A 24,085-nucleotide genomic window follows, 5' to 3' on the forward strand; every position below is an offset into this window, starting at 1 on the left:
GGTTTGCGTGCGAAAGAGAGCTTCAGCCGCTGCCGCTGTACCCGGGATGAATGGATCGCGGCCGCTTTGCGGCAGATCTTGCTCGGTAGCCGGATCTGCGGAGGCACCGACGCACCCTCCGAACTGGACATTTCGCCGTTCGGATGGCATCAGGACCCGAGGAAGCAGGGCCTTGCCGCATGAAACAATTCTTTCTCAAGTTCTTCACCTGGTGGAATGGCCAGACGTTTGGCACCCAGCTCTGGACCAAACGGTACGGCGAGCTGGTCGGCCAGGACGAGCAGGGCAATCTCTATTATCGCACTCGCGGCGGGGCGATTGATCCGACGCTCGGCTTCGAGCGGCGCTGGGTCGTCTATAACGGCTATGCCGAAGCGAGCCGCATCCCGCCGTCCTGGCACGGCTGGATCCATCACGTCGTCGATGTGCCGCCGACCGAGACCAACTATCAGCCGCGCGAGTGGGAAAAGCCGCACCAGCCGAATCTCACCGGTACGCCGAAGGCCTACCGTCCTTCGGGCTCGACCCTTGCCAGCGGGCGGCGGCCGAAGGCGACCGGCGACTATCAGCCCTGGACCCCGGCCAACTGAGCGTCTGCCCGGACGCGAATCTTTATCGCGACATTGGATGCACGCGCATCCGTTTCGCGCCGCTGGGGACAACGGGAACAGCGGGGATGCCGCCTGCGCCGGCGTTGCGCTCACGCCAGCGATGCGGCTCAATGGTCCCATCTTACGGAGATGGGAGACCATCGCGTTCGGTTCGGGCAACAGTTCGCGACTGTCCCGAGATGCAGCGGCCGCCGACCAGGACTCGATCGCGGAGATAGGCCCCCGGTCTGGAAGTTCGAAATCGCCCGATGGAATGTGCAGCCGCCGTAAGACAGGAAAGGCCGCTTGGGAAACCGAGCGGCCTTTTTCTTTGGGGGACCAGCACGAAGGTCACGTGCCCCAGACGCAGCGCAGCGCTACATGTTGGCCGCGTCGGGGACGCGAGAGCGCAGGCTACGCCATCCGCTCCGCTGCGCGCTTCACCGCCTCGAGCCGCCGCGCCTGGTTTTGCGCGCCGCGTTCGCGGAGCAGGGCCAGCACCTCGGCAGGCGCGGTGTCGGGCGAGCCTGAATTGAACGGCGGGGCGGGATTGTATTCCATCTGGAGCTGGATTGCTTCCGCCGTGGTGCGGTCGACCAGGATCGAGACCAGGGTCAGCGCGAAATCAATGCCGGCGGTGACGCCGCCGCCGGTGATGCGGTTGCGGTCGATGCAGACGCGTGTCCTGGTCGGCGTTGCGCCGAACTGGCTGAGCATCTCCATCGCGCTCCAATGGGTGGCGGCGCGGTAGCCCTTCAACAGGCCGGCGGCGCCAAGCGCCAGTGATCCCGTGCAGACCGAGGTGACGTATTTGGCGCCTTCGGCCTGCCGGCGCAGGAAATCGAGCACCTCCTCGTCGTTGAGCAGGTCGTTGGTGCCGCCGCCGCCGGGCACACAGATGACGTCAAGTTGCGGGCAGTCGGCAAAGGTCGTGGTCGGCGTCAGCGTCAGCACGGAATCGCTCGGCACGGGCTCGATCCGCTTCCAGATCAGGTGCAGCCTCGCGCCCGGAAGCATGGCGAACACCTGCAAGGGCCCGGTGAAGTCGAGCTGGGTGACACGCGGAAACACCAGGAGTCCGATCTGGAGCGGTGACGACATGGGAGCCTCCGAGAATGAGCTTGACGCCGGCAGGATCGCATGGTGCCCTTCCGTCCGAAATGACGTAATTCCCTCAGTTTCGGACATGACCATGATCGGCATCTTGATCTTCCCGGATTTTCAGTTGCTCGACGCGGCGGGCCCGATCTCGGCATTCGAGGTCGCAGCGCGCTGCACCGGCATGGCCCCGGGCATTCGCGTGCTGGCGGCGAAAGCGGGCCTCGTGCGCAGCTCCTCCGGGGTCGAGATGATGACGCGCGATTTCAAGTCGGCGAATGCGATCACGACCCTGGTCGTGGCCGGCGGCGCGGGCGTCGCGGACGCCGCGCGCTGTGAGGTCACGCGCGCCTTCGTGCAGCGGCTGGCGCGGCGGGGCGTGCGGGTCGCCAGCGTCTGCTCGGGTGCCTACGTGCTGGCCGAAGCCGGCCTGCTCGACGGGCGCCGCGCCACCACTCATTGGGGGCGGACGCGCGATTTCGTCGCGCGATATCCCAAGGTGAAGTTCGAGCCGGACCAGATATTCACCCGCGACGGCAATGTCTGGACCTCGGCAGGCATCTCCGCGGGCATTGATCTCGCGCTCGCGATGGTCACCGAGGACCACGGCGAAGAGATCGCGCAGCAGACCGCGCGCCAGCTCGTGCTCTATCATCGCCGCAGCGGCGGCCAGTCGCAATTCTCCTCGCTGCTGGAGCTGAAGGCGCCGAACGGCCGCTTCGGCGCACTGTTGTCCTGGGCGCGCGAAAATCTCGACGCGCCGCTGACGGTGGAGGACCTTGCCGATCGCGCCGGCATGAGCGCGCGACATTTCGCCCGTGCCTTTGCCGCCGAGACCGGCACGACGCCGTCCAAGGCGATCGAGCGGTTGCGGCTCGAAGCGGCACGCGAGCGCGTGCAGTCCTCGCGTGAGGCGATCGAGCTCGTCGCGGAAGTGACCGGATTCGGCGACCCCGAGCGAATGCGCCGCGCCTTCATCCGCGCCTTCGGCCAGCCGCCACAGGCGCTGCGGCGCGCGGCACGGGCAGGTTAGGGCGCGCGAGGACGAGGCCTCGCCGTGCGGTCCAACGCATCGGCATTTGAAAGGCGACGGATACCGTGCCTGAGACGTCGGCGCGAGTTCTCGAAGACGTGCGGAAAGTTTGCGGCCGTCACGCCGCCGGCGCTGCCTCGACCTCGAGATTGAGTTGCCGATCAGGCGACACGCCAGCCGCCAGTCCGCGCCGAACTGGGGCTCCTCCGCCTGGTGTGGCGCCAGGGCTTCGTTCCGTTAACTGCGCAACAGCACCGCTTCGCGCAGCACGCGGCTCGAGCTTAAGACAGAGCCGATTCCCAGGACCATCAGCAGCAAGCCCAGCCAGGTTGCTGTCCAGCCCTTTCCTCCATCGCCCGCCTCCGCAGGGGGCATGCCCACCGGAATAGCCGGTGGCACCGAGGCGGCGGCCGCGTCGCGTACCGCCGCGAGGGGCTTCTCCACGTCAATTTGGAACGGCACGGCATGTTCGGACGTGAACTGGCCGGTGGGAAGAGCGGTGAAAGGTGCGGCTGGCATCACGGCCGTCGTGCCCGTGCCGACAACGAGAGCGGCATCAGCTACCTTGACTTCGCGTGCAGGCGGCGGCGGCTGGACCCCCTCTGCCGGTGCGGAGCGTTGCAACTCCGCGCGTGCATCAACCACCGGGCTCCGCCTGAGCCGCGCGGCATCGTTCTGGTCGGGATTGGCGCCGCGGTTGGCCGCGCGACGATGTGCCGGCTTTTGCACCCTCGTGACACCCTCGGCCAGGAACCAACATTTGCGATGGCCGTCCCGCCGATAGACCCAGTGTTGGCCCGCGCCGGGCGAGTCGCCGGGCCGCGGCAAGCATTCCGCTTGCACGGGAGGGCTTGCTGCGGGCTCGCGCGAAGCGTTACCGAAAAAGTCGGCAAAAGGGTTGGAAAACGCAGGTGTCGCTGCAAGAGCTCCAACAAGAACTAAACTCGTCAAGCAAAGCCGCAAATAACCGGACATCGAAAACTCCCGGTGTTGCGCCCCCCTACCAGTTCGACCCTTCGCGGCAAGATGGGCCGCGATGCGGCTCAAATCTGGCAGCGCCATGGATTCATTGTGTGCCCGCTGCGAGATCCTGAGCCGAATCCGAACGCGCTCCCAGCAGCTCACGCTTGCAAAATGCAGTGGCTAGTTCATGTGGTTGAGCCCCTCTTGCCGCCAGGCGGGTGGGCTAAATAGGTCAGCGGAAATGGCGCACTGAAGCGCATCAGGATTTGATTGCAGCGCTTGCGGACAGGTCGAGAATGCCCCGGGCTCACCCAATCCACGGAGATGCGCTGTCTCATCCGAGACGTTTGTCCGTGCTTTGGATATTGCGAATTAATCTTCGGCTCACAGCAAATCGTTTGAAGGCTAATGATCGCCGGTATAGCATGAGCTTTTAAAGGGGTTTGAACGTGCCGCCTTCGTTAATGTGCACTCAGCCCGCGGCATGCCACCTCGTCCCAGAAGTCAAGGCATCATGTCATCTTCCAACCGGATTGCGCTCTTCATCGACGGAGCCAATCTCTATGCCACGGCCAAGACGCTCGGCTTCGACATCGATTACAAGCGCCTGCTGAAGGAGTTTCAGAGCCAGGGGACGTTGCTGCGGGCGTTCTATTACACCGCCATCATCGAGGACCAGGAATACTCCTCGATCCGTCCCCTGACCGACTGGCTCGACTACAACGGCTACACTGTCGTGACCAAGGCAACCAAGGAATTCATCGACGCCTCCGGCCGCCGCAAGGTCAAGGGCAACATGGACATCGAGCTCGCCGTGGATGCCATGGAGCTCGCCGAGCATATCGACCAGATGGTGCTGTTCTCGGGTGACGGCAATTTCCGCTCCCTGGTCGAGGCCGTCCAGCGCCGCGGCGTGCGGGTCACCGTGGTCTCCACCATTGCCAGCCAGCCGCCGATGATCGCCGACGAGCTGCGCCGCCAGGCCGACGTCTTTACCGACCTCCTCGAGCTGCAATCCAAGCTCGGCCGCGACCCGTCTGACCGCCCGGCACCTCGCGAGCGCGAGTTGCGCTATCGCCCGGCACCAGGTCAGACCATCGCGGGACCCAAGGGAAATGATAGCTTGCTCGAGGAGTGAGCCCCGAACGAAACCGCTGGTGGAATGGCCGCCGGTAAGGCTCGGGTGCCGACGCACGTGGTCGTTCTTCGAGCTGGGCGCAGAGATGAGCATGGCGAATAAGCCCGGCATTTGCGCCGGGCTAAATCGCCAATAAGATTCAGGTTCTCAGCAACGGATCAATTAGAAAGGAGTTCGCGGGTGGCAGTCGGTTCGGTTTCTGACACTGGGATGCTCGCTCACGAGCTTGCATAGCTGTGTTGCCGCCCGGCACGCTCCGGCGGGGAGGCGCGATTGGGCGGAGATGCGCAATCGGCGCGCAACACGACCTAGTACTGAAGCATTCGAAATTGATGTGAAGCCAAAAGCGAAAATAGTTCACGCGTGGCACGCTGTCGGAACCTAATTAACTGCGACAAAATAACAAATTTAGTTATGTTCGATAATCGTGATGACTCCACCATAAAATAAAAAAATATGTTGGGGAAAACACGGGAGGTTGGAATGGAAGCTGCCCGCCGCTTTCGCGCAATGGCGTCACTTTGCCGGCAAACTGCCGCGCTTTACCCTGAGAGAAGCTGGAAATTGCTCGCAGAGGCAGAGTACTGGGAGCATCTGGCGACTGCAGCTTTAGCTCACTGAGTTTCGGCCTCGCGAATATTCACTTCGTTGGTGTTGGTGTTTTCGTCGACTTCTGAGTTCAAATCATATTCTGAGGCAGCAATGTCCAGCACTGGTCAGGTTTATACTTGCGCTGTCCTGCGCGAACGTCTGCAAGCGATCGTGGCGGAGCTTAGAGAAGTGGAGACGCTTCGAAGAAGGCTCCGAAACGTAGAAGCGAGAACAATCAGCCGAAGACGGCGTGCCAAAGTGGGCCGCAGATCAAGAGCCGTTTGAGGACGCTCAGTCACCGCAACGTTGAGGGCCGCGGGATACGCTCCGCCGGCGGCCTGCGAATTAAACATCTAAGCAGGTTGTGTGCGATTTAAACACTTAAACAGTGATGCGCGTTAACCGGCATTGTACTGAATGCCGCACTGAACGTCTGCTTCAGGTAGAGGGGGTCATTCGCAGCTAGGACCTCCGTCCAATTACGCGCGAAAGCAGACATCCGGAATTATGCGTTGCTTAAGTAGCGCTACTTGCCGTCGCCCCGTCGGAAGTATTTGCGCGCGCGGTCAATCGCCGCGCGATCGGCATCAGCATGTACGGCGCAAGATGAATCGGAAACTGCGTCAGCGCGAAATAGAGCCAGGTCGTCGCCGGCAGCGCGCCGGCGGTTGCTGCCAGCATCAGGCCCAGATTGCGCTGGGAGACCATTAGGCCGATCGCGAAGGCGCGCTCGGTGCCGATGCGACGGAAGATCAGCGTCGTCACGGCGAGCAGCGTGAAGTAGACCATAAACGCGAGCAGCGCGACGGCGATCGTGAACAGGGGATCGGCGATGAGGTCGGTGGCGACGTCGCCCATCACCGCAGAGGCGAACACCAGCAGGATAACGATGTTGAGGCCGTCGATCGGCCGCTTGTGGCGCTGGATCGTCTCGGTGCCGAACAGGCGACGGATGATCGTCGCGGCAAGCAGCGAGGCAGCGAGGATGCCGAGCAGCTTGAGGCCGAGCGTCAGCGGCGAGATGCTGAGCATGCCGCCGAGAAAGAGGCTCGCGAACAGGGACGCCGTGAAGGGCACGAGCGCGGTCGAGGTCACCAGCGTGACCAGCACCAAGGTGGCATCAAGGCCCATCAGCGCGGCGAGCGCCGGCGAGGCCATCATCGGCGAGGCCGTGCCCTGGAGCATCAGTGCAAGCGCAAGGCCGGGCGAGCTAGTGGTGAGCCCGGTCACGTAAGCGGCGAGGGCGACGATCAGCGGCACGCCGATCGTGGTCCAGGCGGTGGCAGCCGCGACCAGCGCCGGCCGGCGCAGATGTCCGTACAGCGCCACGAGATCGACGCGCATGAAGGAGATGCAGAGCAGAAGGAAGATCGCCTCGGTAACATAGGGGCGCAGGAGCGCGCCGAGCGGCGGCACGGCGACGGCGATGAACACGATGGCCGCCACCGCGCGGGTGCCCTGGCCGCCGAGCCATGTCAGCCCGCGCAGGGGGAGGGCGAAGAGGGATCGAAGATGAGAGGCCATGCAAGCGGCGTTCAGCCCAATCCCTTCAACCACGCGCCGATCTCGCGCGCGGCGACATTGGCCTCTCGCAGCAATTTTCCCATGGTGAAGAAGCCATGGAATTGGCCGGGATAATGCTTGTAAGTGACGGGCACGCCGGCCTGCTTGAGGCGCGCGGCGTACTCGGCGCCTTCGTCGCGCAGGGGGTCGGCGCCGGCGGTGAGTACGTAGGCCGGCGGCAGGCCGGCAAGGCTCGTCGCGCGCGCCGGCGAGGCGCGCCAGTCATGGATGTCGGCGGCGCCATTGAGATAGTGGTCGCGAAACCAGCGGATCACCGAATGGGTCAACAGCACGCTGGTCTCGGGCTCGCTGTGGGAGCCGTGCGTCATGGCGAAATCGGTCGCCGGATAGATCAGCACCTGTCCTGCGAGGGCGGGACCGTTGCCGTGGCGCGCGGCGAGCGCCACGACCGCGGCGAGATTGCCGCCGGCGCTGTCGCCGCCGATCGAGAGGCGCGAGGCGTCGATACCGAGCTCGCGCGCATTGGCGGCGACCCATCCGGTCGCGGCGATAGCGTCCTCGGGTGCGGCGGGAAACTTGTGCTCAGGCGCAAGGCGGTAGTCGACCGAGATCACGATCAGCGCGCCGTCGACCGCGAGCTGGCGGCAGACAACGTCGTGGGAATCGAGATCGCCGATCACCCAGCCGCCGCCATGGAAGAACACGAGCGCCGGCGACAGGCCGTCGTGCCGGCGCGGCTCGTTCGGCACGTAGAGGCGCGCAGGGATCACCCCATGCGGCGCCGGGATCGCGAGTTCTGCGACGCGGGCGAGCTCCGGCGGCTCGGGGTTGGTGGCAAAGCGCGCCTGCGAATAATAGGCGCGCGCCTCCGGTGCGGTCAGGGTCTCGTAGGCCGGGCGGCCGGCCTCCTGGAAGGCCTTGTAGACGGCAGCAGCATCGGGATCGAGCACAACGGGCATGGTAGCGGCCTTCTGGGTTTCCAGTTCTGGTTGGACGTCGTTTTCGCACGGCGATGCCCGCCTGCCGGGAAGGGGGTGTCTTCAGACTATCCCATCCAGAAACCGATCTGGCCAGTCGGCGCCGGGGCGGGGCAGGGATGCCGCCCTTCCCCCGCCGTATTCGCCGTGTTAACCGGAGGGCCTGCGAGCGGCGGTATCCCCTATAAAATGTCCAACGAGCCCGATTCGCTGTTGAAGCCGCGCGAGATGTTCAAAACCTTTTCCCTGACAGGCCTTGCGGCACTGCTGGCCGCCACCGTGTTGACAGTTGCGACGCCTGCGCAGGCGCAGATCGGCACGATCTTCTCCGATCCGCCGCCGCTGCGGCCGCCCGGCAACATTCCGCGCGGCCAGCCGCAGCCGCAGCAGATCCCCGACGACGACGAAGAGGTGCCGGAGCTGCCGCCGCAGGGTCGCGTGCTCCCGTCGCGCCCGATGCCGCCGCCTCCGGGCCGGCAGGGGAACGTGATGCCGGGGCCGGTCGAGACCCAGCCTCTGGCGCCGCCGCCGGGCTCGACCGTGGCTCCGCCGAACCAGCCGCCATCCGCGGCGATCGCTCCGCCCGGTCCGCAAGGTGCCCCAGCTGGGCCCGGTCAGCGCCAGCCGCAGCAGAAGGGCGCAGTCCCGCAGGCGCCGGCGAGCCTCCAGCCGGGCGACGAGGTCGTCACCGAGCCGCCGGCCCAGAAGATCGTGAACAAGAAGGCGACCTTCTCCGGTCTCGACAAGATCACCGGACGCATTATCAATTTCGACGAGGAGATCGGCGAGACCGTCCAGTTCGGCGCGCTGCGGGTCAAGACCGACGCGTGCTATACGCGGCCGGCAACGGAGGCCACCAACACCGACGCGTTCGTCGAGGTCGACGAGATCACCTTGCAGGGCGAGGTGAAGCGCATCTTCTCGGGCTGGATGTATGCCGCAAGCCCCGGTCTGCACGGCGTCGAGCACCCGATCTACGACATCTGGCTCACCGACTGCAAAGAACCGCAGCAGACCATTGCGACCGCAGCGCCGGATCCCGCGGCCAAGCCGGCCGCGCCACCGCCTGCGCAGAAGAAGGCTGCGCCGAAGCAGGCCGTGCAGCAGCGTCCGCCGCAGCCCTTGCCGCCACCTCCGCAACAGCAGCCCGCGCCGCCGCCGCCGCCACAGCAGCAGCCGGGCCTGTTCAATTTCCCGGGCTTCAGCCGGTAAACTCAGTGATTATTGCCGCGAGGCGATGATATCGAGCGCGCGTGCGCCCGGGATCGGTTCGCCCGCAGAGAGCCTCAGGAAATCGCCGGGCTCGCCTGCGAGCGCCTTGTCGAGCAGCGCGGTGTAGCGCCGCCGCGAAATCTCGATCGCGCCGAAGCTCTTCAAGTGCTCGGTGACATATTGCGTGTCGAGCAGCTCGAAGCCGCCATGGATGAGCCGCGCGACCAGATGCACCAGCGCGACCTTCGAGGCGTCGCGCGCGGTGTGGAACATGCTCTCGCCGAAGAAGGCGCGGCCCAAGCTGACGCCGTAGAGCCCGCCGACGAGGTCGTCGCCTTGCCAAGCCTCGACGCTGTGGCAATGGCCGAGCTCGTACAGGCCGCCATAGAGGTCGCGGATGCGCTTGTTGATCCAGGTGTCCTCGCGCCCGGCCTGCGGCGCCGCGCAGCCGGCGATGGTCGCCTTGAACGCGGTGTTGACGGTCACGCGAAACGTATCCGAGCGCACCGTGCGGGCGAGGCGCGAGGCGACGCGAAATCCCTCGAGCGGGATCACGCCGCGCAGCTCCGGCTCGACCCAGAACAGGGTCGGATCGTCGGCGCTTTCCGCCATCGGAAAGATGCCGCAGGCATAGGCACGCAACAGCACGGCCGGCGTGATTTCAGACGAGGCAGAGTCGCGAGACGTCATGGCGCGCGACAATAGCAGGATCGCAATGCGGTTGCGATGGGTGACGCAAAGCCTCGCGCCCGTCAGCCCGCGGCGGCGTGGTTGGTCTTACCCGGGGCCGTGGGTACGCGGCGGAACCTGAGTACGATGCGGGTCCCGGAATGGGCGGGATCACGCTCGATGGAGGCGTCGAGCTTGGCGGCCATGGCCGCGACGATGCGCTGCCCCATGCCGGTGGAGCGCGGATCCGCCTTGCCGTTGTCGCCGACACCATCGTCGGTGATCGACAGCAGGAGATCGTCGTTGTGCGAGGTCAGCTCGACATGGATCGGGCCGGCGCCATCGGGATAGGCATATTTCACCGCATTCATCACCAGCTCGTTGACGATGATGCCGACGGCGACGGCGCGGTCCGGATCGATCTCGATCGGCTCGGCCTTCAGCGTCAGGCGCGACATCCGGTTGCCTTCGGCCGAGCGCCTGAGATCCTCGAGCAGCGAGTCCAGATACTGGTTCAGAACCACGCTCTTCAGGTCCTGCGAGGTGTAGAGGCGGCGGTGCACCTGCGCAACCGCGGCGACGCGACCCATGGCATTGGTCAGCGCCGCCTTGACCTCGTCCTGCGCGGCGGAGCTCGCCTGAAGGTGCAGCAGCGAGGCGATGATCTGGAGAGAGTTGCCGACGCGGTGATTGACCTCGCGCAGCAGCAGCTCGCGTTCGGCGGCGAGCGCCGCGTAGCGGTCGCGCGAGGCGTGGATCTCGGCTTCGGCTTCCTCGCGTGCCCTCTGCAATTCGGCCTGGCGCAGCGCGCCTTCGGCGGCGACGTGGAGGAGCGGGATGAAATCGCCCTGGACGTCCTTGACCAGGTAATCGGCCGCCCCGGCCTTCAGCGCGGTGACCGCGATGCTGGAATCCTGCGACGCGGTGACGAACACCACCGGGGGCGCGTCCGGGATCGCCATGATCTGCTCGAGCGTCTCCAGCCCGTCGAGGCCCGGCATGTACTGATCGAGTGCCACGACATCGATGCCGCCCTCGGCGCCCGCGCGGCGGATGCGCTCAAGGCCTTCCTCGCCGCTCGCGGCATGAACGACCCTGTAGCCGCGCCGCGTCAGGCCGCGATCGACCAGGCGCGCCAGCGCGTCGTCGTCGTCGATGTAGAGCAGTGTTGGCGTGTGCTGATTCATGTGGCGGCGGGCGGGACCTGGATGACCGAGAAGAACAGGCCGAGCTGCCGGATAGCATTGGCGAAGTTCTCGTAGTTGACCGGCTTAGTGACGTAGACGTTGCAGCCGAGCTCGTAGCAGCGCTTGATCTCCTGGGTATCATCGGTGGTGGTCAGCACCACCACGGGCGAAGCCTTCAGATATTTATTCTCCTTGATCTGCTTCAGGATGTCGATCCCGGTCATGTCGGGGAGGTTGAGGTCGAGCAGGATCAGCAGCGCATTGCCCTTCTGCACGAGCCCGGAGCCGTCGGCACCGAACAGGTGCCTCATCGCGTCCGTGCCGTTGGCAAAGGAGACGATCTCGTTGTTGACGCCGGACCTTCGGATATTGCGCTCGATCAGGCGGGCGTGGCCCTCGTCGTCCTCGATCATGATGATGGTAACTGGCTGAGTCATCGATCTGCGTTCCGGTTGCTCACGTTCCAGGCGATCGGCAGCGTGATCGTGAAGGTGCTGCCAGCGTTCAGTTCCGATGATACCGACATGGTGCCGCCGAGGCGACGCACAAGTGCACGCACATGTGCAAGACCGATGCCCTGGCCGGGCTTGTCCTGGGTTCCCGCGCGGCGGAACAGGTCGAATATCCGCTGGTGATCCTTCGGATCGATGCCACGGCCGTTGTCGCTGATCTCGAAGATCGCGTAGCCGAGTTTGGTGCGCCCGCGGATTCTGATCTCGCCGGGCACGCCGCTCTTCAGGTATTTGATGGCGTTGTCGATCAGGTTGGAGAAGATCTGCTCGAGCGCGAGGCGGTCGCTGACGAGGTTTGGCAAGGGCTCGACGTGAATCTCAGCCTGTGCCTCGGCGGCCTGGTGCGCCAGCGTCGACACGATGGCTCCGATCAGTTCGCTTGTATCGATTTTCACCGGCTCGAATTCGCGGCGGCCTTCGCGGGTGAGGTTGAGGATGGCGGAGATCAGCCGATCCATCTTGGCGATCGACGTCTTGATGAAGCCGAGCGCCTCGGAGAAGTCCTCCGAAAGCTGCTTGTCGGCGCCTTCGAGCACGATCTCGCCGGAAGCGGGCGGCGGCCCGTCGGCGGGGACATGGGTGAGACCGCCGATACGACGGAAAATGTCGCCGCCGAGCTCTTCGAGCTCGCTGGTAAAGCCCATGATGTTGACGAGTGGCGAGCGCAGATCATGGCTGACGATGTAGGCAAAGCGCTGAATCTCGTCATTGGCTTCGCGCAGGTCCGCGGTGCGCTCATCGACGACAGTCTCGAGGTTGGCATAGGCATCGCGCAGGCGGTTCTCGGCCTCGTCGCGGGCCCGCGCCGAACGCCGCACCAGCCAGATTGAGATCATCGCCAGCAGCACGACGAGGCCGGAGCCAATGCCGGTCATCGATGCGGCGAGGGTCTGGCTGCGGTCGGAATTGACCGTGCGGAGGCGGAACAGCCGTTCCTCTTCCTGAAGCATTCCGGTCGCGATTTCGGCGATCGCGGCCGTGGCGTCGGTAGAGGCGAACTCGCGAACCAGCGCTGTGGCCTTCTCCGGCTGATCCTGGCGGATGAAATCGATCTCCTGCGCCAATTGGCCGAGCCGCGTCTCGATCGCCGAGCTCAGCTTGTCGATGCTTTTGCGTTGTTCCGGATTATCGCCGATCAGGTGCGTAAGCCTGTCGAGGGCAGGTACGATGGCCGCTACGGCTTTGTCATGGTCGGCTTTGAAATCCGCCCCTCGCGTCAGCAGGTAGGCCCGGGCGGCGCTTTCGGCACGCCGGATTTCCAGCAGGAGGGCGTTAATCTGGTTCTCCGCCTCGATGGTGTGGATGACCCATTTGCTGTCATCCCTGGCCTTGTTGACGAGGTAAACGGAGCCGGCGCTGATCACGGTCAGCACCAAAAGGCCCGCCGAGAACAGCAGGATCTGCCAAAATGCGCGCCGTCGCTGCGCCCAAGCCTTCACGACGGTCTTAGGTTCAGCAGAAATCAAATCGCCCCCTTGGAACTGTCCCCGCGGTCCAGAACGCAATCAGGGCCAAACGGTTCCAGAGGCAGGAAGATTATCTGGGGATAGGTTCCGCCTTGCCGGCCAGGTACTGTTCCAGCCAGTGGATGTGATAGTCGCCGTTGATGATGTCGTCCTCGCGCACCAGCGCGCGGAACAACGGCAGCGTGGTCTCGATGCCCTCGACTACCATCTCGTCCAGCGCCCGGCGCAGTCGCATCAGGCATTCGGCGCGCGTCTTGCCGTGCACGATCAACTTGCCGACCAGGGAATCGTAATAGGGCGGGATCGTGTAACCCTGGTAGACGGCGGAATCGATGCGGACGCCGAGGCCGCCGGGCGGATGGTATTGCAGGATCCGGCCGGGCGAGGGGCGGAAGGTTTGCGGATTCTCGGCGTTGATGCGGCACTCGATCGCGTGGCCGATGACCTGGACCTCGTCCTGCCGCGCCGGCAGATCCCCGCCCGCGGCGATGCGAATCTGCTCCAGCACGAGGTCGATGTCGGTGATGCTCTCGGTGACGGGATGCTCGACCTGGATGCGGGTGTTCATCTCGATGAAGTAGAACTCGCCGTCCTCGAACAGGAATTCGATGGTCCCGACGCCGAGATATTTCATCTCGCGCATCGCTTTCGCGCAGGTCTCACCGATCTTGGCGCGCGCAGCCGCGGCAAGTACCGGCGAGGGGCCCTCTTCCCAGACCTTCTGGTGGCGGCGTTGCAGCGAGCAGTCGCGTTCGCCGAGATGAATGGCGCCGCCGCGGCCGTCGCCGAGGATCTGGATCTCGATGTGACGCGGCTTCTGGAGGTATTTTTCGAGGTAGACGGAGGCGTCACCAAAGGCGGACTTGGCTTCGTTGGCCGCTGTCGACAGCGCCACCTGGAGGTCGGTCTCGCTGTGGGCGACCTTCATGCCACGGCCGCCACCACCGGCCGCAGCCTTCACCAGCACGGGGAAGCCGATCTTCTTCGCGATCGAAAGCGCATCGTCATCGGGACCGACGGCGCCGTCGGAGCCGGGCACCACGGGGATGCCGAGGCGCTTGGCGGTCTTCTTGGCCTCGATCTTGTCGCCCATCAAGCGGATGTGCTCGGCTTTTGGGCCGATGAAATGCAGGTTGTGCTCTGCGAGGATTTCCGCAAAGCGCGCGTTCTCGGACAGGAAACCGTAGCCGGGATGCACCGCATCCGCGCCGGTGATCTCGCAGGCCGCGAGCAGTGCGGGCACGTTGAGATAGCTGTCCTTCGAGGGTGGCGGCCCGATGCAAACGCTCTCATCCGACAGGCGCACATGCATGGCGTCGGCGTCGGCGGTGGAGTGCACCGCCACGGTCGCAATCCCGAGCTCCTTGCAAGCCCTGAGGATGCGAAGAGCGATCTCGCCGCGATTGGCTATGAGGATCTTGTCGAACATGATGTCCTTATGGGGACGGAAAGCGACAGGGCGGCAACCGCCCTCAACGTTATTCGATGATGACGAGCGGCTCGCCGTATTCGACCGGCTGGCCGTCCTCGACCAGGATCTGTGTCACCGTGCCGGCGCGCGGTGACGGGATCTGGTTCATCGTCTTCATGGCTTCGATGATCAGCAGCGTCTGGCCGACCGAGACCTTGGTGCCGACTTCGATGAACGGCTTGGCGCCGGGCTCCGGCGCCCAATAGGCGGTACCGACCATCGGCGAGGTCACGGCGCCGGGATGTTTCGACAGGTCGGTCGCGGCCGTTGCGGGCGCGGCGGCGGCCGGCTGCAGCGTGGCGGGAGTGGCTGCCACTGGCATCGGCATGGTTGCAGCAACGCTGACATTGCGGGCGACGCGCAGGCGCAGGCCGGCACGTTCGATCTCGATTTCGGTCAGGCTGGTCTCATCGAGCAGCAGGGCAAGCTCGCGAATGAGCGCGGAATCCTCGCTGGAAAACTTTGCGGCTGCTTTGTCGTCTGGCTGGCGCGCCATGTTGTTTGATCCGAATGTTCTGTTGGAAAGGGGGCGTCAGGCTTTGGGTTTGATGCCGAGCTTGGCGGCAAGACCCTGGATGGCGAGGCGGTAGCCCTCGATGCCGAAGCCGCAGAGCGAGGCGAAGGCCGCGCGCGCGGTGTAGGAGTGATGACGGAAGCTCTCGCGGGCGTGGATGTTGGTCACGTGCACTTCGACCGTGGGAATCTGCACCGCGAGCAGTGCGTCATGGAGCGCGATCGAGGTGTGGGAGTAGCCGCCGGCATTGATGATGATGCCCTTCATCTTGCGCGCATGCGCCTCGTGGATGAAATCGATCAACTCGCCTTCGCGGTTGGACTGCCGGCAGTCGGCCTTGAGGCCGAAGCTCGCCGCCGTCTGTCGGCACAGTGCCTCGACGTCAGCCAGCGTCGCATGGCCATACTTTTCGGGCTCGCGCGTCCCCAGCATGTTGAGGTTCGGCCCGTTGAGGACGAGGATCGTGTCGGTTGCAGGTTCAGCCATTCCAATCCCGGGAGAGGTGCTTCGGCGTGGCGGGGTTATAGGTAACAAAGCGGGCGAGGGGAAGAGTTGAAGGGCCTCCCCGCTGGCTTCAAGGACCTCATCCAGTGCGCAAAAAGCTGTGCGGAAGCTGCGGAAATTGCTTGTTAACCAGTCCAAAGCATGGCTGCCGGCCGAACGCAAAGGGGCGGGCCTCGCTGCCCGCCCCTGAGGTTGCCGTGATCCGGTCTTAGACGTTCAGGACAGCCACGATCTCGTAGGTGTCCGGATTGATGATCACGATCTCATCGCGAACCAGGACGTACTTATAGGTCCGCCACTCCGGATAGATCGTCACGACCCGCGACGGCAGGGCGTGCAGCGTAATGCCCTCGCGCGGAATGCGGGTGCCGACCGACACCTGGAAGTTCACATTCGTCACGGGGGCGACACGCTCCTCGCGGATCACGGACGTGATCTGAGTCCGCTGCTCGGTCGAGAGTTTCGCAGCGGCGCCTGCCTGGCCGACCGTGGTCGAGGTCGAGCTCTGGCCCTGCGCGTTCTGGGTCGAGCTGGTGCCGGCCTGACCCTGCGCGTTCTGGGTGCTGCTGGTGCCGGTCTGACCCTGAGCATTCTGGTTGGTGCTCGTGCCGGTGCCCGGACGGTTCTCGGCATTGTTGGTCGAGGTGCCGCTCTTGCTGCCCTCAGCCTTCATGTCCTTCTGGTCCTTGCTGCCGGATTTCGTCGAGTCCTTGCTCGTGTCCTGGCTCATGCTCTTGGACTTGTCCTGCTGGGACTTGTCCATCTGGCCCTGCGCGCGTTCGTCGGTGCGCTGGCCCTTGGTCGCGCCAGACTTATCCTCGGCCGCGTTCTTGTTCATTGCGCCGCCGGAGTGCTCGTCCTTCATCGCGCCGGAAGACTTGTCCTCAGAGCTTCGATCGGACTTCATGCTGGAGCCGCCGGCCTGGCCGACAGTTCCCTTCTCGGCGCCAGAGGACTCCTTGCCCATGGAGCCGCGCTCAGCGGCGCCGCCCGAGGGCTGCGAGTGCTGCATCTGCTGCGAGCCACCAGCGCCGCTATCGCGGCCCGTGGTGTTTTGTGCGTTCGCCAGACCGGTGCCCGCGACGAGTGCGACTGCGGCAACCGAGATCATAAAGCGGTTCAACATCGAAATTCTCCTCACGTGTTCTTTGCGTCATTGCCCGCGCCGACAACGAAAGGAGATTTGAGTTGTTCCGGAACTTCGCCTGTTCCGCAGCATTTGTTTCTTGAATACCAGATGAATGACCTTGCACGAAGGCGCCACTGTTCGGCGCACGGAAAAGGCCGGCTTTTCAGCCGGCCTTATTCCGTGTGCGAGTTGTGAAGGGCGCGATTGGCAAGTCGCCTCTTCAACAAGTCGCCTTGCCGCAGCGGGCAATGCCGATCTTTTCCCTGAGGCTTTCGACCCCGACGGCGCCGATCACGATCTGCTTGCCGATCACGTAGCTCGGCGTGCCGTTCATGCCCATCGCTTCGGCGAGCTTGAAATTCTCCTCGATGGTGGCGCGCACTTCGGGGCTGGCGATGTCCTTCTCGATTCTGGCCGTGTCGAGACCAGCCTCCTTGGCGGCCTGAATCGCGCGCGCCTTGTCCGCCGCGCCGCGACCGCTGAGCAGTCTCTGGTGGAAGTCGAGATATTTCTTGCCGGAGGGATCTTGCATGCGCACGGCGACGGCGACCTGGGCCGCCTCGACCGAGCCTTGGCTCAGCACGGGAAATTCCTTCAGCACGACCTTCAGCTTCGGATCGCTCTTCATGAGGTCAAGCATGTCGCCCATGGCGCGTTTGCAATAGCCGCAATTGTAGTCGAAGAATTCGACGAAGGCGACGTCGCCGTCCTTGTTGCCGAGCACGACTTGGCGCGGCGAGTTGAAGATCGCGTCGGCATTCTGCGCGATGCTGGCCTCGTGCTTCTGGGTTTCGGCCGCGGCCTGGCGCTTGCCGAGCTCGGCCATGGCCTCCTCGAGCACCTCGGGATGGCTGACGAGATAATTCTTGATGATTGCCTCGATGTCGGTGCGCTGGGCATCGGAGAAGCTGTCGGCCGACGCGGGCGCGGCTGCGCCGAACAAGGCGAGCGCAAACAGCGCGGGAGCTAGCAGGCGCAGCGAAGGCATGGGCAAATCCTCTTATCCAAGGCAGGTTTCGGTAAAACGTCGCGGCGGACTAAAGCTCGATGTCGTGACGTCGTGGTGTCGGGCGTCGATTGCGTTGCGTCAGTTGCGGGGCGGCTTGGCCGCCAAGATGTCGTCGGCCTTGACCCAGCCGGGTGTGCCGACAGCGAAACGGGTTTTCGCGCGCGTGGCGAGCTCGCGGGCGGTCTTGTTGTCACCGCGCAAGTAGGCGGCCTGCGCCGACGCGAGATCCGCCTCGGCATAATCTCCCTTTCGCCCATAGGCCATCGCGAGCTGGGTATAGCCGAGCGCGGCCTCGGGCTCTCGTGCCACCGCGGCGCGGAGAATCCGAACGGCGTCGTCGGTGTAGGCCTTATTATCGGTTCCAACCAGAGCCTGCCCAAGTAACATCTCGATGAGGGGTGCATTGTTCGAAAGCTGCACCGCCTTGCGCAGGGGAGCTATCGCCTCGGCGGGCTTGCCGCTCTCCAGCAAGGCCTGCCCGCGCACCTCGTAGAAATACGGATTGTTCGGCTGGACCTGGATCAGCGCGTCGATCTGGGTGAGCGCGCTGCGCAAGTCCCCATGCAGATAGGTGCTGATGGCACGGGCATAGCGCGCCGGCATGCTGTCGTTGGTCTGGGGATAGCGGCGGTACACCGTCTCTGGCCGCTCCATGAACGCCGAGATCTTGGCGCGCACCATGTCATGGCGGAGCTGGAGCGCGGGATCGTCCTTCTTGTCCCAATAGGGGCTTGAGCTTGCGAACTCCTGGAGCGAGGCGACGCGCTCGGCCGGCATCGGATGCGACTGCAGATAGGGATCGGCGCCGCGCGCGGCGAACAGGCTCTCGCTGGTGAAGCGCTTGAAGGTCTCGTACATGCCCTTCGGCGACTGCCCCGTCGCGGTGAGGAATTTCACGCCGGCACGGTCGGCGTTCTCCTCCTGCTGGCGCTGATAGGACAGCAGCGTGCGGCGGATCATCTCCTGCGGGCCGGCGATCGCGGCCGCGCCGGCATTGGCAAGGCCGTTGTTGCCGGCGCTCGAGCTGCGGGTGCTGCCGGCTGCGATCGCGCCGGCGCCGAGCAGCATCGCGATGATCATCTGGGTCTGGGCCGTGGCGAGCTGCTCGCGCAGCTTGGACAGATGGCCGCCCGCCAGATGCCCGGTCTCGTGCGCGAGCACGCCGATGATCTGGTTCGGTGTCTCCGACTGGAGGATCGCGCCCCAATTGACGAAGATGCGGCGGCCGTCCGCGACGAACGCGTTGAACGAGCCGTCGTTGATGATCACCATCTGGATGTTGTGCTTCTCTAAACCGGCGACGCGCAGGATCGGGCGGGTATATTCGCGCAGGAGCTGCTCGGTTTCGGTGTCGCGTAGGACCGGCGGCCCCTTGACCTGCGCACGCGCAGCCGAGAACGGCGTCAGCGCGATCGCCGCGGCCGTGGTGAGGGCAGTGAGGGCGGAAGCCTTCTTGCGCGATGCGATCTGGAGCAACATCAAGCGGTCTGGGTCAACGGTCTTGGTCAAGCAGTTTCGTGATTGGTTTTTGGCGATTGGCGGCGGACCGGATACGCGATATGCCCTTGTGAACCGTACCCCTTATGAGCCGTACAATGCGGCTAGTCTGGGGCGCAAGCGCTCCGTTTTCCTGACCGGACGGGCCGGTCTGCCAGCGAAATAGCGGAAATCGATGCACGATGCGACATTGAGGAACCGGTTGGCGCAGTGGCTCGAGCCCTCCCGCCGCAGCGATGTTCCCCCGTTCATGGTGATGGACGTCATGGCCGCGGCGGCCCGAATCGAGGCCGCAGGTGGCCAGGTCATCCACATGGAGGTCGGTCAGCCCGCGGCCGGCGCGCCCAGGACCGCGATCGCGGCCGCCCATGCCGCGCTCGAAGCGGGACGGATCGACTACACCTCCGCACTCGGCATCCCCTCACTGCGCGAGCGCATCGCGCGGCATTATCGCGATGTCCATGGCTGTGACGTCAGCCCCGAGCGGATCGTGGTGACGACCGGCTCCTCGGGCGGATTTATCCTTGCCTTCCTGTCGATGTTCGAGCCCGGCGATCGCGTCGCGGTGACCGTGCCGGGCTATCCACCCTACCGCCACATCCTTACCGCGCTCGGCTGCGAGCCGGTGCTGATCGAGACCACGAACGAGACGCGCCACGCGCTCACCGGCGAGGCGCTGCTTGCCGCCCATCGCAAGGCGCCGCTGAAGGGCGTGCTGGTCGGCAGTCCCGCCAATCCGACCGGGACCATGATGCACCGCGAGGCGCTCGCTAGCCTGATCGCAGCCGCGCAGGATGCAGGTATCCGCTTCATTTCCGACGAGATCTATCACGGGCTCGATTATGCGTTTCCGGCCGTGACGGCGGCGGCGCTGTCGGAGCACACGCTCGTGATCAACTCGTTCTCGAAGTATTTTTGCATGACGGGCTGGCGCGTCGGCTGGATGGTCGTGCCTGAGATCCTGGTGCGGCCGATCGAGCGGCTCCAGCAGAACCTCTCGATCTCGGTGCCGTCGCTGTCGCAGATCGCGGCGGAGGCCGCCTTCGACGGCGCGGCCGAGATGGAGGAGATCAAGCACGGCTATCAGGAAAACCGGCGTATCCTGATCGATGGATTGCCGAAGGCTGGACTGACGAGATTCCTGCCGGCCGACGGCGCCTTTTATCTCTATGCCGACGTCTCCGACTTCACCGCCGACAGTTTCGAGTTTGCCAAGCAGATGCTGGAGCAGGCCCATGTTGCGGCGACGCCCGGCCTCGATTTCGATCCCATTCACGGACGCTCGTTCGTTCGCTTTTCCTACGCGCGTTCGCCCGAAGAGATGCAGGAGGCAGTTGACCGGATCGCCCACTGGCTTAAATAGCCGCGAGTTTTGACCAGCCTTCCGGAGTTCATCTTGTCTGAACGATCTGCCGCGCCCGCTGCCACGTCGCATTCTCCTCTCGCCGCATTGATGTGGCCGATCCGGCCGGGTGAAACCGTCGGCGCTTTGCGCGCCTTCGTGCTGATTGCGCTCGGCACCGCATTGATGGCGCTATCAGCCAAGGTCAGCCTGCCGCTGCCTTACGTGCCCATGACATTGCAGACGCTGGTGGTGTTGATGATCGGCGCTGCCTATGGCTGGCGCCTTGGCAGCGCAACCATGATTGCCTACCTCGCCGAGGGCGCGCTGGGGCTTCCCGTATTTGCCGGCCCGGTAGCCGGAATCGCTCCGCTGGTCGGGCCGACCGCGGGCTATCTGTTCGGTTTTGTTCTGGCAGCTTTCGTGACCGGCTGGCTCGCCGAGCGCGGCTGGGATCGCAGCGTGGTGCCGCTATTTGCGGCAATGGCCGTTGGCCATATCGTCATTCTCGCCGCCGGGTTTGGCTGGTTGGCCTTCGGCCTCGGCCTCGGTGCCGCGAAGGCCTGGCAGGTCGGAATTGTGCCGTTCATTGCGGCTTCGCTGGTGAAGAACGCGCTCGGCGCGGCGTTGATGCCGGCTGCGCGCCGGATCGTCGATCGCCGCGGGTAATACGCGCAGCAATGACCAGTTCCAATTGACAGGGCCGGCCAAGTTGATCTTGGCTGGTCCGATAGTTTGAGGGGGAGTGAAACGATGACGACGACAACGATCGCGGAGGCGCCGGTCGCGCCGCCTGCGGCCAAGCCGTGGTACAAAGTTCTCTATGTTCAGGTGCTGATCGCGATCGTGCTCGGCGCCATCGTCGGCTGGTTGTGGCCATCGCTCGCCACCAACGAGTGGATCAAAGCGCTCGGCGACGGCTTCATCAAGCTGATCAAGATGGTGATCGCTCCGATCATCTTCTGTACCGTCGTCTCGGGCATCGCCCACATCCAGGATGCCAAGAAGGTCGGGCGCATCGGCGTCAAGGCGCTGGTCTATTTCGAAATCGTCTCGACCTTCGCGCTGGTGATCGGACTCGTCATCGGCAACTTGGTGAAGCCCGGCGCGGGCTTCGGCAGTGGTGCAGCAAACGAGGCGGCTGTCGCAAATTACGCTAAGCAGGCCGCCGGTCAGAAGTCGGTCGACTTCGTGCTGCACATCATTCCCGACACCGTGGTCGGCGCCTTCGCGCAAGGCGAGATCCTCCAGGTGCTGCTGTTCTCGGTGCTGTTCGGCTTTGCTTTGATGAGCCTTGGCGAGCGCGGCCATACCATGCGCAGCTTCATCGACGATGCCGCGCATGCCGTGTTCGGCGTCATCTCCATCGTCATGCGTGCAGCACCGATCGGCGCGTTCGGCGCGATGGCCTATACGATCGGCAAGTTCGGCACCGGCGCCATCCTCAACCTGGTCGGGCTGATCGCCACGTTCTACCTCACCGCGGCGTTGTTCGTGTTCGTCGTGCTCGGCATCATCGCGCGCATGGCGGGGTTCTCGATCTTCAAGTTCCTGGCCTACATCAAGGACGAACTGCTGATCGTGCTCGGCACCTCGTCCTCGGAAAGCGCGTTGCCGTCCCTGATGGAGAAGCTGGAGCGGCTCGGCTGCTCCAAGTCGGTTGTCGGCCTCGTGGTGCCCACCGGCTACTCGTTCAATCTCGACGGCACCAACATCTACATGACGCTGGCAACGCTCTTCATTGCGCAGGCGCTCGGTTACGATCTCTCCTTCAGTCAGCAGCTCACGATCCTCGTCGTGGCCATGCTGACCTCGAAGGGCGCCTCCGGCATCACCGGCGCGGGCTTCATCACGCTCGCGGCGACGCTCGCCGTGGTCGATCCGCGGCTCGTCCCGGGCATGGCGATCGTGCTCGGCATCGACAAGTTCATGAGCGAGTGCCGCGCGCTGACCAATCTGTGCGGCAACGGCGTTGCCTGCGTGGTCGTCGCCTGGTGGGAGGGTGAGCTCGATCGCGACAAGCTCAACGCCAACCTCTCCAAGCAGATCGATCCGACCGACATGGAGACGGCGATCACGACGGACTGATCTGCGCGATGCGCCGCCGGGCTTCGAAGTCGTAGGGCTGGTCGAGACTCCTCGGTCAGCCCTTTTCCTTTCGGCGCATCCGAGTAAGGCGCCCGTCGACAGCTAGAACCGCTCTGGCCGGTAGGGCGCCGGATCGATCGCCGGCGTCTCGCCGCTCATGATTTCGGCGAGCAGGCGTCCTGTCGCGGGACCCAGCGTAAAGCCCTGGTGGCCGTGGCCGAAATTCATCCAGAGGCCCGGATGTCGCGGAGCTTGCCCAAGCACCGGGAGCATGTCGGGCGTGCAGGGGCGCGTGCCGAACCACGGATCCGGCTCGACCCGCTTGCCGAGATCGATCAGCTCGCGCGCGGAGGCTTCGGCGCTGGCGAGCTGCACCGGGGTTGCCAGCGCGTCCATGCCGGTCAATTCCGCGCCGGTGGTGATGCGGATGCCCTTGGCCATCGGGCCCATGGCGTAGCCGCCGCCCTTGTCGACGAGGGGCAGGTCGAGCGAGGCGCCGCCGCTGTAGTGCATGTGGTAGCCGCGCTTGCGGACCAGCGGAATGCGATAGCCGAACTTGTGCAACAGATCGGGTGACCACGGGCCGAGCGTCACGACGGCGTGGGCCGCGTCGAGACGTCCCTGGTCCGTATCGACGGACCAGCCGGTTGCGGTCTGCCGCAGGCTCTGGGCGTCACCGAGCACAACGGTGCCGCCGAGGCGCTCGAACAGCTCGGCATAGGCCGTGACGAGGGCACCTGGATCGGACACGGTCCAGGTGTCGAGCCAATGGATCGCGCCGGGGAGATCGTCGCGCAGGATCGGCTCGGCCTTGGCAAGCTCGCTGCCGGAGAGCACGCGGAAATTCACGCCGAATTCGCGCTGGTCTTCCTCTGCGGTCTTGATCGCGAGATCGAATGACGCAGGGTCGCGATGCAGCATGCGATAGCCGGCGCGGCGGATGAGATTGTCGGCGTGGGCCTCGCGAATGAGGATGTCGTGCTCAGCCGTCGCATAGGCGATCAGCCGGGCCCAGGCCTCGATTGCCTCGCGATGCCGCTTCGGCGCCGAATGCCACCAATAGCGGAGCAGGGGCTCGATATGGAGATGAAGCGACGATAGGCTGTAGCGCACGTCATTGGTGCGGCCGGTCGCAATCTTCAGCAGCGTGGCGAAGTCGCGCGGCATCGGATAGGGGCGGACCGCTTCCGCCTGGATCATCCCCGCATTGCCGTAGCTGGTCTCGCGGCCCGGCTCCCTGCGGTCGACCAGCGTGACGGACCAGCCGCGCTGCCGCAGGTGCAGCGCCGCGCTGACGCCGATCATGCCGCCGCCGAGAACGATCGCGCTTTGCATTGGCAGATTTCTCCTGTCAGGCTGGTTGTGGGCGAGGTCGGGTCAGTCCCAGGCGAGGAAGCCTGGTGCGGCCGACAGCGGCGGCGCCGCGGCGAGCCGCGCCGGATCGGTCACGTCGGTCGTTTCGAAGAAGCTCTGATTGGCGCGAGCACTGGAATCGCAAAGCTTTGACAACGCCATTCCCATTCAAAAAGCGATCTAGCATATCGGAAACGGCCGGGCAGGTGATCAGCGCG

At 64.7% G+C, this 24,085-nt stretch carries 23 protein-coding genes; 7 read left to right on the plus strand and 16 right to left on the minus strand.

What is annotated here, in order from left to right; genetic code table 11:
* The first annotated feature begins 179 nt into the window (after window positions 1-179).
* Window positions 180-590, plus strand: coding sequence for an NADH:ubiquinone oxidoreductase subunit NDUFA12 (locus IVA91_RS07425; RefSeq protein ID WP_247277255.1), 411 nt, complete (start codon window positions 180-182; stop codon window positions 588-590).
* 414 nt (window positions 591-1,004) lie between these two features.
* Here IVA91_RS07425 and IVA91_RS07430 read toward each other — a convergent pair whose 3' ends face one another.
* The gene (locus IVA91_RS07430) at window positions 1,005-1,691 is read right to left on the minus strand and encodes a DJ-1/PfpI family protein (protein ID WP_247417688.1); all 687 of its coding nucleotides are present in this window, start codon (window positions 1,689-1,691) and stop codon (window positions 1,005-1,007) included.
* A 91-nt stretch (window positions 1,692-1,782) separates the two neighbouring features.
* Between IVA91_RS07430 and IVA91_RS07435 the strand changes: the two genes are divergently transcribed.
* Entirely contained in the window at window positions 1,783-2,721 is a 939-nt protein-coding gene (locus IVA91_RS07435) for a GlxA family transcriptional regulator (protein WP_247417687.1), read from the plus strand.
* Window positions 2,722-2,958: 237 nt separating this feature from the next.
* Here IVA91_RS07435 and IVA91_RS07440 read toward each other — a convergent pair whose 3' ends face one another.
* Window positions 2,959-3,696, minus strand: a complete 738-nt coding sequence (locus IVA91_RS07440) for a hypothetical protein (RefSeq protein ID WP_247417684.1) — start codon at window positions 3,694-3,696, stop codon at window positions 2,959-2,961.
* A gap of 502 nt (window positions 3,697-4,198) precedes the next feature.
* On the opposite strand from IVA91_RS07440, the gene IVA91_RS07445 reads away from it, so the two are divergent.
* Window positions 4,199-4,822: an NYN domain-containing protein gene (locus tag IVA91_RS07445; RefSeq protein WP_247277251.1), complete on the plus strand. Its 624-nt coding sequence runs from the start codon at window positions 4,199-4,201 to the stop codon at window positions 4,820-4,822.
* 1,107 nt (window positions 4,823-5,929) lie between these two features.
* On the opposite strand, the gene IVA91_RS07450 is transcribed toward IVA91_RS07445, so the two are convergent.
* Both IVA91_RS07450 and IVA91_RS07455 read right to left on the minus strand, forming a co-directional pair.
* A complete protein-coding gene (locus IVA91_RS07450; RefSeq protein WP_247417682.1) occupies window positions 5,930-6,937 on the minus strand; it encodes a Na+-dependent transporter in 1,008 nt (335 codons plus the stop codon).
* 11 nt (window positions 6,938-6,948) lie between these two features.
* Entirely contained in the window at window positions 6,949-7,896 is a 948-nt protein-coding gene (locus IVA91_RS07455; RefSeq protein WP_247417679.1) for an alpha/beta hydrolase, read from the minus strand.
* A gap of 207 nt (window positions 7,897-8,103) precedes the next feature.
* Here IVA91_RS07455 and IVA91_RS07460 point away from each other — a divergent pair, with 207 nt between their 5' ends.
* A complete protein-coding gene (locus tag IVA91_RS07460) occupies window positions 8,104-9,126 on the plus strand; it encodes a DUF2155 domain-containing protein (RefSeq protein ID WP_247417676.1) in 1,023 nt (340 codons plus the stop codon).
* Window positions 9,127-9,135: 9 nt separating this feature from the next.
* Here the strand turns inward: IVA91_RS07460 and aat are convergent, their stop codons facing one another.
* The 10 genes from aat to IVA91_RS07510 form a co-directional block, all read right to left on the minus strand.
* Window positions 9,136-9,816, minus strand: coding sequence for a leucyl/phenylalanyl-tRNA--protein transferase (gene aat / locus IVA91_RS07465; protein WP_247417675.1), 681 nt, complete (start codon window positions 9,814-9,816; stop codon window positions 9,136-9,138).
* A 62-nt stretch (window positions 9,817-9,878) separates the two neighbouring features.
* Window positions 9,879-10,982, minus strand: a complete 1,104-nt coding sequence (locus IVA91_RS07470; RefSeq protein WP_247417672.1) for a histidine kinase dimerization/phosphoacceptor domain -containing protein — start codon at window positions 10,980-10,982, stop codon at window positions 9,879-9,881.
* Window positions 10,979-11,419, minus strand: coding sequence for a response regulator (locus tag IVA91_RS07475; RefSeq protein WP_247277245.1), 441 nt, complete (start codon window positions 11,417-11,419; stop codon window positions 10,979-10,981). Before IVA91_RS07475 ends, IVA91_RS07470 begins: the two co-directional genes overlap by 4 nt.
* A complete protein-coding gene (locus tag IVA91_RS07480; protein ID WP_247417788.1) occupies window positions 11,416-12,933 on the minus strand; it encodes an ATP-binding protein in 1,518 nt (505 codons plus the stop codon). Before IVA91_RS07480 ends, IVA91_RS07475 begins: the two co-directional genes overlap by 4 nt.
* A 97-nt stretch (window positions 12,934-13,030) precedes the next feature.
* The gene (gene accC / locus IVA91_RS07485) at window positions 13,031-14,389 is read right to left on the minus strand and encodes an acetyl-CoA carboxylase biotin carboxylase subunit (protein ID WP_247417669.1); all 1,359 of its coding nucleotides are present in this window, start codon (window positions 14,387-14,389) and stop codon (window positions 13,031-13,033) included.
* A 49-nt stretch (window positions 14,390-14,438) separates the two neighbouring features.
* Window positions 14,439-14,927 carry an acetyl-CoA carboxylase biotin carboxyl carrier protein gene (gene accB, locus IVA91_RS07490; protein ID WP_247277243.1) on the minus strand — a complete coding sequence of 163 codons (489 nt, stop codon included), beginning with the start codon at window positions 14,925-14,927 and terminating at the stop codon, window positions 14,439-14,441.
* A gap of 36 nt (window positions 14,928-14,963) precedes the next feature.
* Window positions 14,964-15,431 (minus strand): type II 3-dehydroquinate dehydratase, encoded by a 468-nt coding sequence (gene aroQ / locus IVA91_RS07495; protein WP_247417666.1) that lies wholly within the window; start codon window positions 15,429-15,431, stop codon window positions 14,964-14,966.
* A 226-nt stretch (window positions 15,432-15,657) separates the two neighbouring features.
* A complete protein-coding gene (locus tag IVA91_RS07500; protein ID WP_247277242.1) occupies window positions 15,658-16,575 on the minus strand; it encodes a DUF1236 domain-containing protein in 918 nt (305 codons plus the stop codon).
* A gap of 223 nt (window positions 16,576-16,798) precedes the next feature.
* Entirely contained in the window at window positions 16,799-17,566 is a 768-nt protein-coding gene (locus tag IVA91_RS07505) for a DsbA family protein (protein ID WP_247417664.1), read from the minus strand.
* Between the two features lie 99 nt (window positions 17,567-17,665).
* Window positions 17,666-19,066: a M48 family metalloprotease gene (locus tag IVA91_RS07510; RefSeq protein WP_247417785.1), complete on the minus strand. Its 1,401-nt coding sequence runs from the start codon at window positions 19,064-19,066 to the stop codon at window positions 17,666-17,668.
* Between the two features lie 193 nt (window positions 19,067-19,259).
* On the opposite strand from IVA91_RS07510, the gene IVA91_RS07515 reads away from it, so the two are divergent.
* From IVA91_RS07515 to IVA91_RS07525, 3 genes are all read left to right on the plus strand, one after another.
* Window positions 19,260-20,447, plus strand: a complete 1,188-nt coding sequence (locus IVA91_RS07515) for an aminotransferase class I/II-fold pyridoxal phosphate-dependent enzyme (protein WP_247417662.1) — start codon at window positions 19,260-19,262, stop codon at window positions 20,445-20,447.
* 90 nt (window positions 20,448-20,537) lie between these two features.
* Complete coding sequence (locus IVA91_RS07520; protein ID WP_247417783.1) at window positions 20,538-21,095, plus strand: biotin transporter BioY; 558 nt, start codon at window positions 20,538-20,540, stop codon at window positions 21,093-21,095.
* Between the two features lie 84 nt (window positions 21,096-21,179).
* Entirely contained in the window at window positions 21,180-22,514 is a 1,335-nt protein-coding gene (locus IVA91_RS07525; RefSeq protein ID WP_247277239.1) for a dicarboxylate/amino acid:cation symporter, read from the plus strand.
* Window positions 22,515-22,616: 102 nt separating this feature from the next.
* Here IVA91_RS07525 and IVA91_RS07530 read toward each other — a convergent pair whose 3' ends face one another.
* The gene (locus IVA91_RS07530) at window positions 22,617-23,849 is read right to left on the minus strand and encodes an FAD-binding oxidoreductase (protein ID WP_247417659.1); all 1,233 of its coding nucleotides are present in this window, start codon (window positions 23,847-23,849) and stop codon (window positions 22,617-22,619) included.
* A gap of 42 nt (window positions 23,850-23,891) precedes the next feature.
* On the minus strand, window positions 23,892-24,023 hold the full coding sequence (locus IVA91_RS36760) for a hypothetical protein (protein ID WP_256464844.1): 132 nt from the start codon (window positions 24,021-24,023) through the stop codon (window positions 23,892-23,894).
* Between the last annotated feature and the right edge of the window lie 62 nt (window positions 24,024-24,085).

This window comes from Bradyrhizobium sp. 153, assembly GCF_023073835.1.
GTDB lineage: Bacteria > Pseudomonadota > Alphaproteobacteria > Rhizobiales > Xanthobacteraceae > Bradyrhizobium.

Coding starts and splice junctions, on each gene's coding strand:
- accC (WP_247417669.1), bottom strand. CDS start 14,389: ATGTTCGACAAGATCCTCATAGCCAATCGCGGCGAGATCGCTCTTCGC.
- aroQ (WP_247417666.1), bottom strand. CDS start 15,431: ATGGCTGAACCTGCAACCGACACGATCCTCGTCCTCAACGGGCCGAAC.
- aat (WP_247417675.1), bottom strand. CDS start 9,816: ATGACGTCTCGCGACTCTGCCTCGTCTGAAATCACGCCGGCCGTGCTG.
- IVA91_RS07460 (WP_247417676.1), top strand. CDS start 8,104: ATGTCCAACGAGCCCGATTCGCTGTTGAAGCCGCGCGAGATGTTCAAA.
- IVA91_RS07515 (WP_247417662.1), top strand. CDS start 19,260: ATGCACGATGCGACATTGAGGAACCGGTTGGCGCAGTGGCTCGAGCCC.
- IVA91_RS07445 (WP_247277251.1), top strand. CDS start 4,199: ATGTCATCTTCCAACCGGATTGCGCTCTTCATCGACGGAGCCAATCTC.
- IVA91_RS07440 (WP_247417684.1), bottom strand. CDS start 3,696: ATGTCCGGTTATTTGCGGCTTTGCTTGACGAGTTTAGTTCTTGTTGGA.
- accB (WP_247277243.1), bottom strand. CDS start 14,927: ATGGCGCGCCAGCCAGACGACAAAGCAGCCGCAAAGTTTTCCAGCGAG.
- IVA91_RS07450 (WP_247417682.1), bottom strand. CDS start 6,937: ATGGCCTCTCATCTTCGATCCCTCTTCGCCCTCCCCCTGCGCGGGCTG.
- IVA91_RS07470 (WP_247417672.1), bottom strand. CDS start 10,982: ATGAATCAGCACACGCCAACACTGCTCTACATCGACGACGACGACGCG.
- IVA91_RS07510 (WP_247417785.1), bottom strand. CDS start 19,066: ATGTTGCTCCAGATCGCATCGCGCAAGAAGGCTTCCGCCCTCACTGCC.
- IVA91_RS07435 (WP_247417687.1), top strand. CDS start 1,783: ATGATCGGCATCTTGATCTTCCCGGATTTTCAGTTGCTCGACGCGGCG.
- IVA91_RS07455 (WP_247417679.1), bottom strand. CDS start 7,896: ATGCCCGTTGTGCTCGATCCCGATGCTGCTGCCGTCTACAAGGCCTTC.
- IVA91_RS07530 (WP_247417659.1), bottom strand. CDS start 23,849: ATGCAAAGCGCGATCGTTCTCGGCGGCGGCATGATCGGCGTCAGCGCG.
- IVA91_RS07525 (WP_247277239.1), top strand. CDS start 21,180: ATGACGACGACAACGATCGCGGAGGCGCCGGTCGCGCCGCCTGCGGCC.
- IVA91_RS07430 (WP_247417688.1), bottom strand. CDS start 1,691: ATGTCGTCACCGCTCCAGATCGGACTCCTGGTGTTTCCGCGTGTCACC.
- IVA91_RS07475 (WP_247277245.1), bottom strand. CDS start 11,419: ATGACTCAGCCAGTTACCATCATCATGATCGAGGACGACGAGGGCCAC.
- IVA91_RS07500 (WP_247277242.1), bottom strand. CDS start 16,575: ATGTTGAACCGCTTTATGATCTCGGTTGCCGCAGTCGCACTCGTCGCG.
- IVA91_RS07425 (WP_247277255.1), top strand. CDS start 180: ATGAAACAATTCTTTCTCAAGTTCTTCACCTGGTGGAATGGCCAGACG.
- IVA91_RS07505 (WP_247417664.1), bottom strand. CDS start 17,566: ATGCCTTCGCTGCGCCTGCTAGCTCCCGCGCTGTTTGCGCTCGCCTTG.
- IVA91_RS07520 (WP_247417783.1), top strand. CDS start 20,538: ATGTGGCCGATCCGGCCGGGTGAAACCGTCGGCGCTTTGCGCGCCTTC.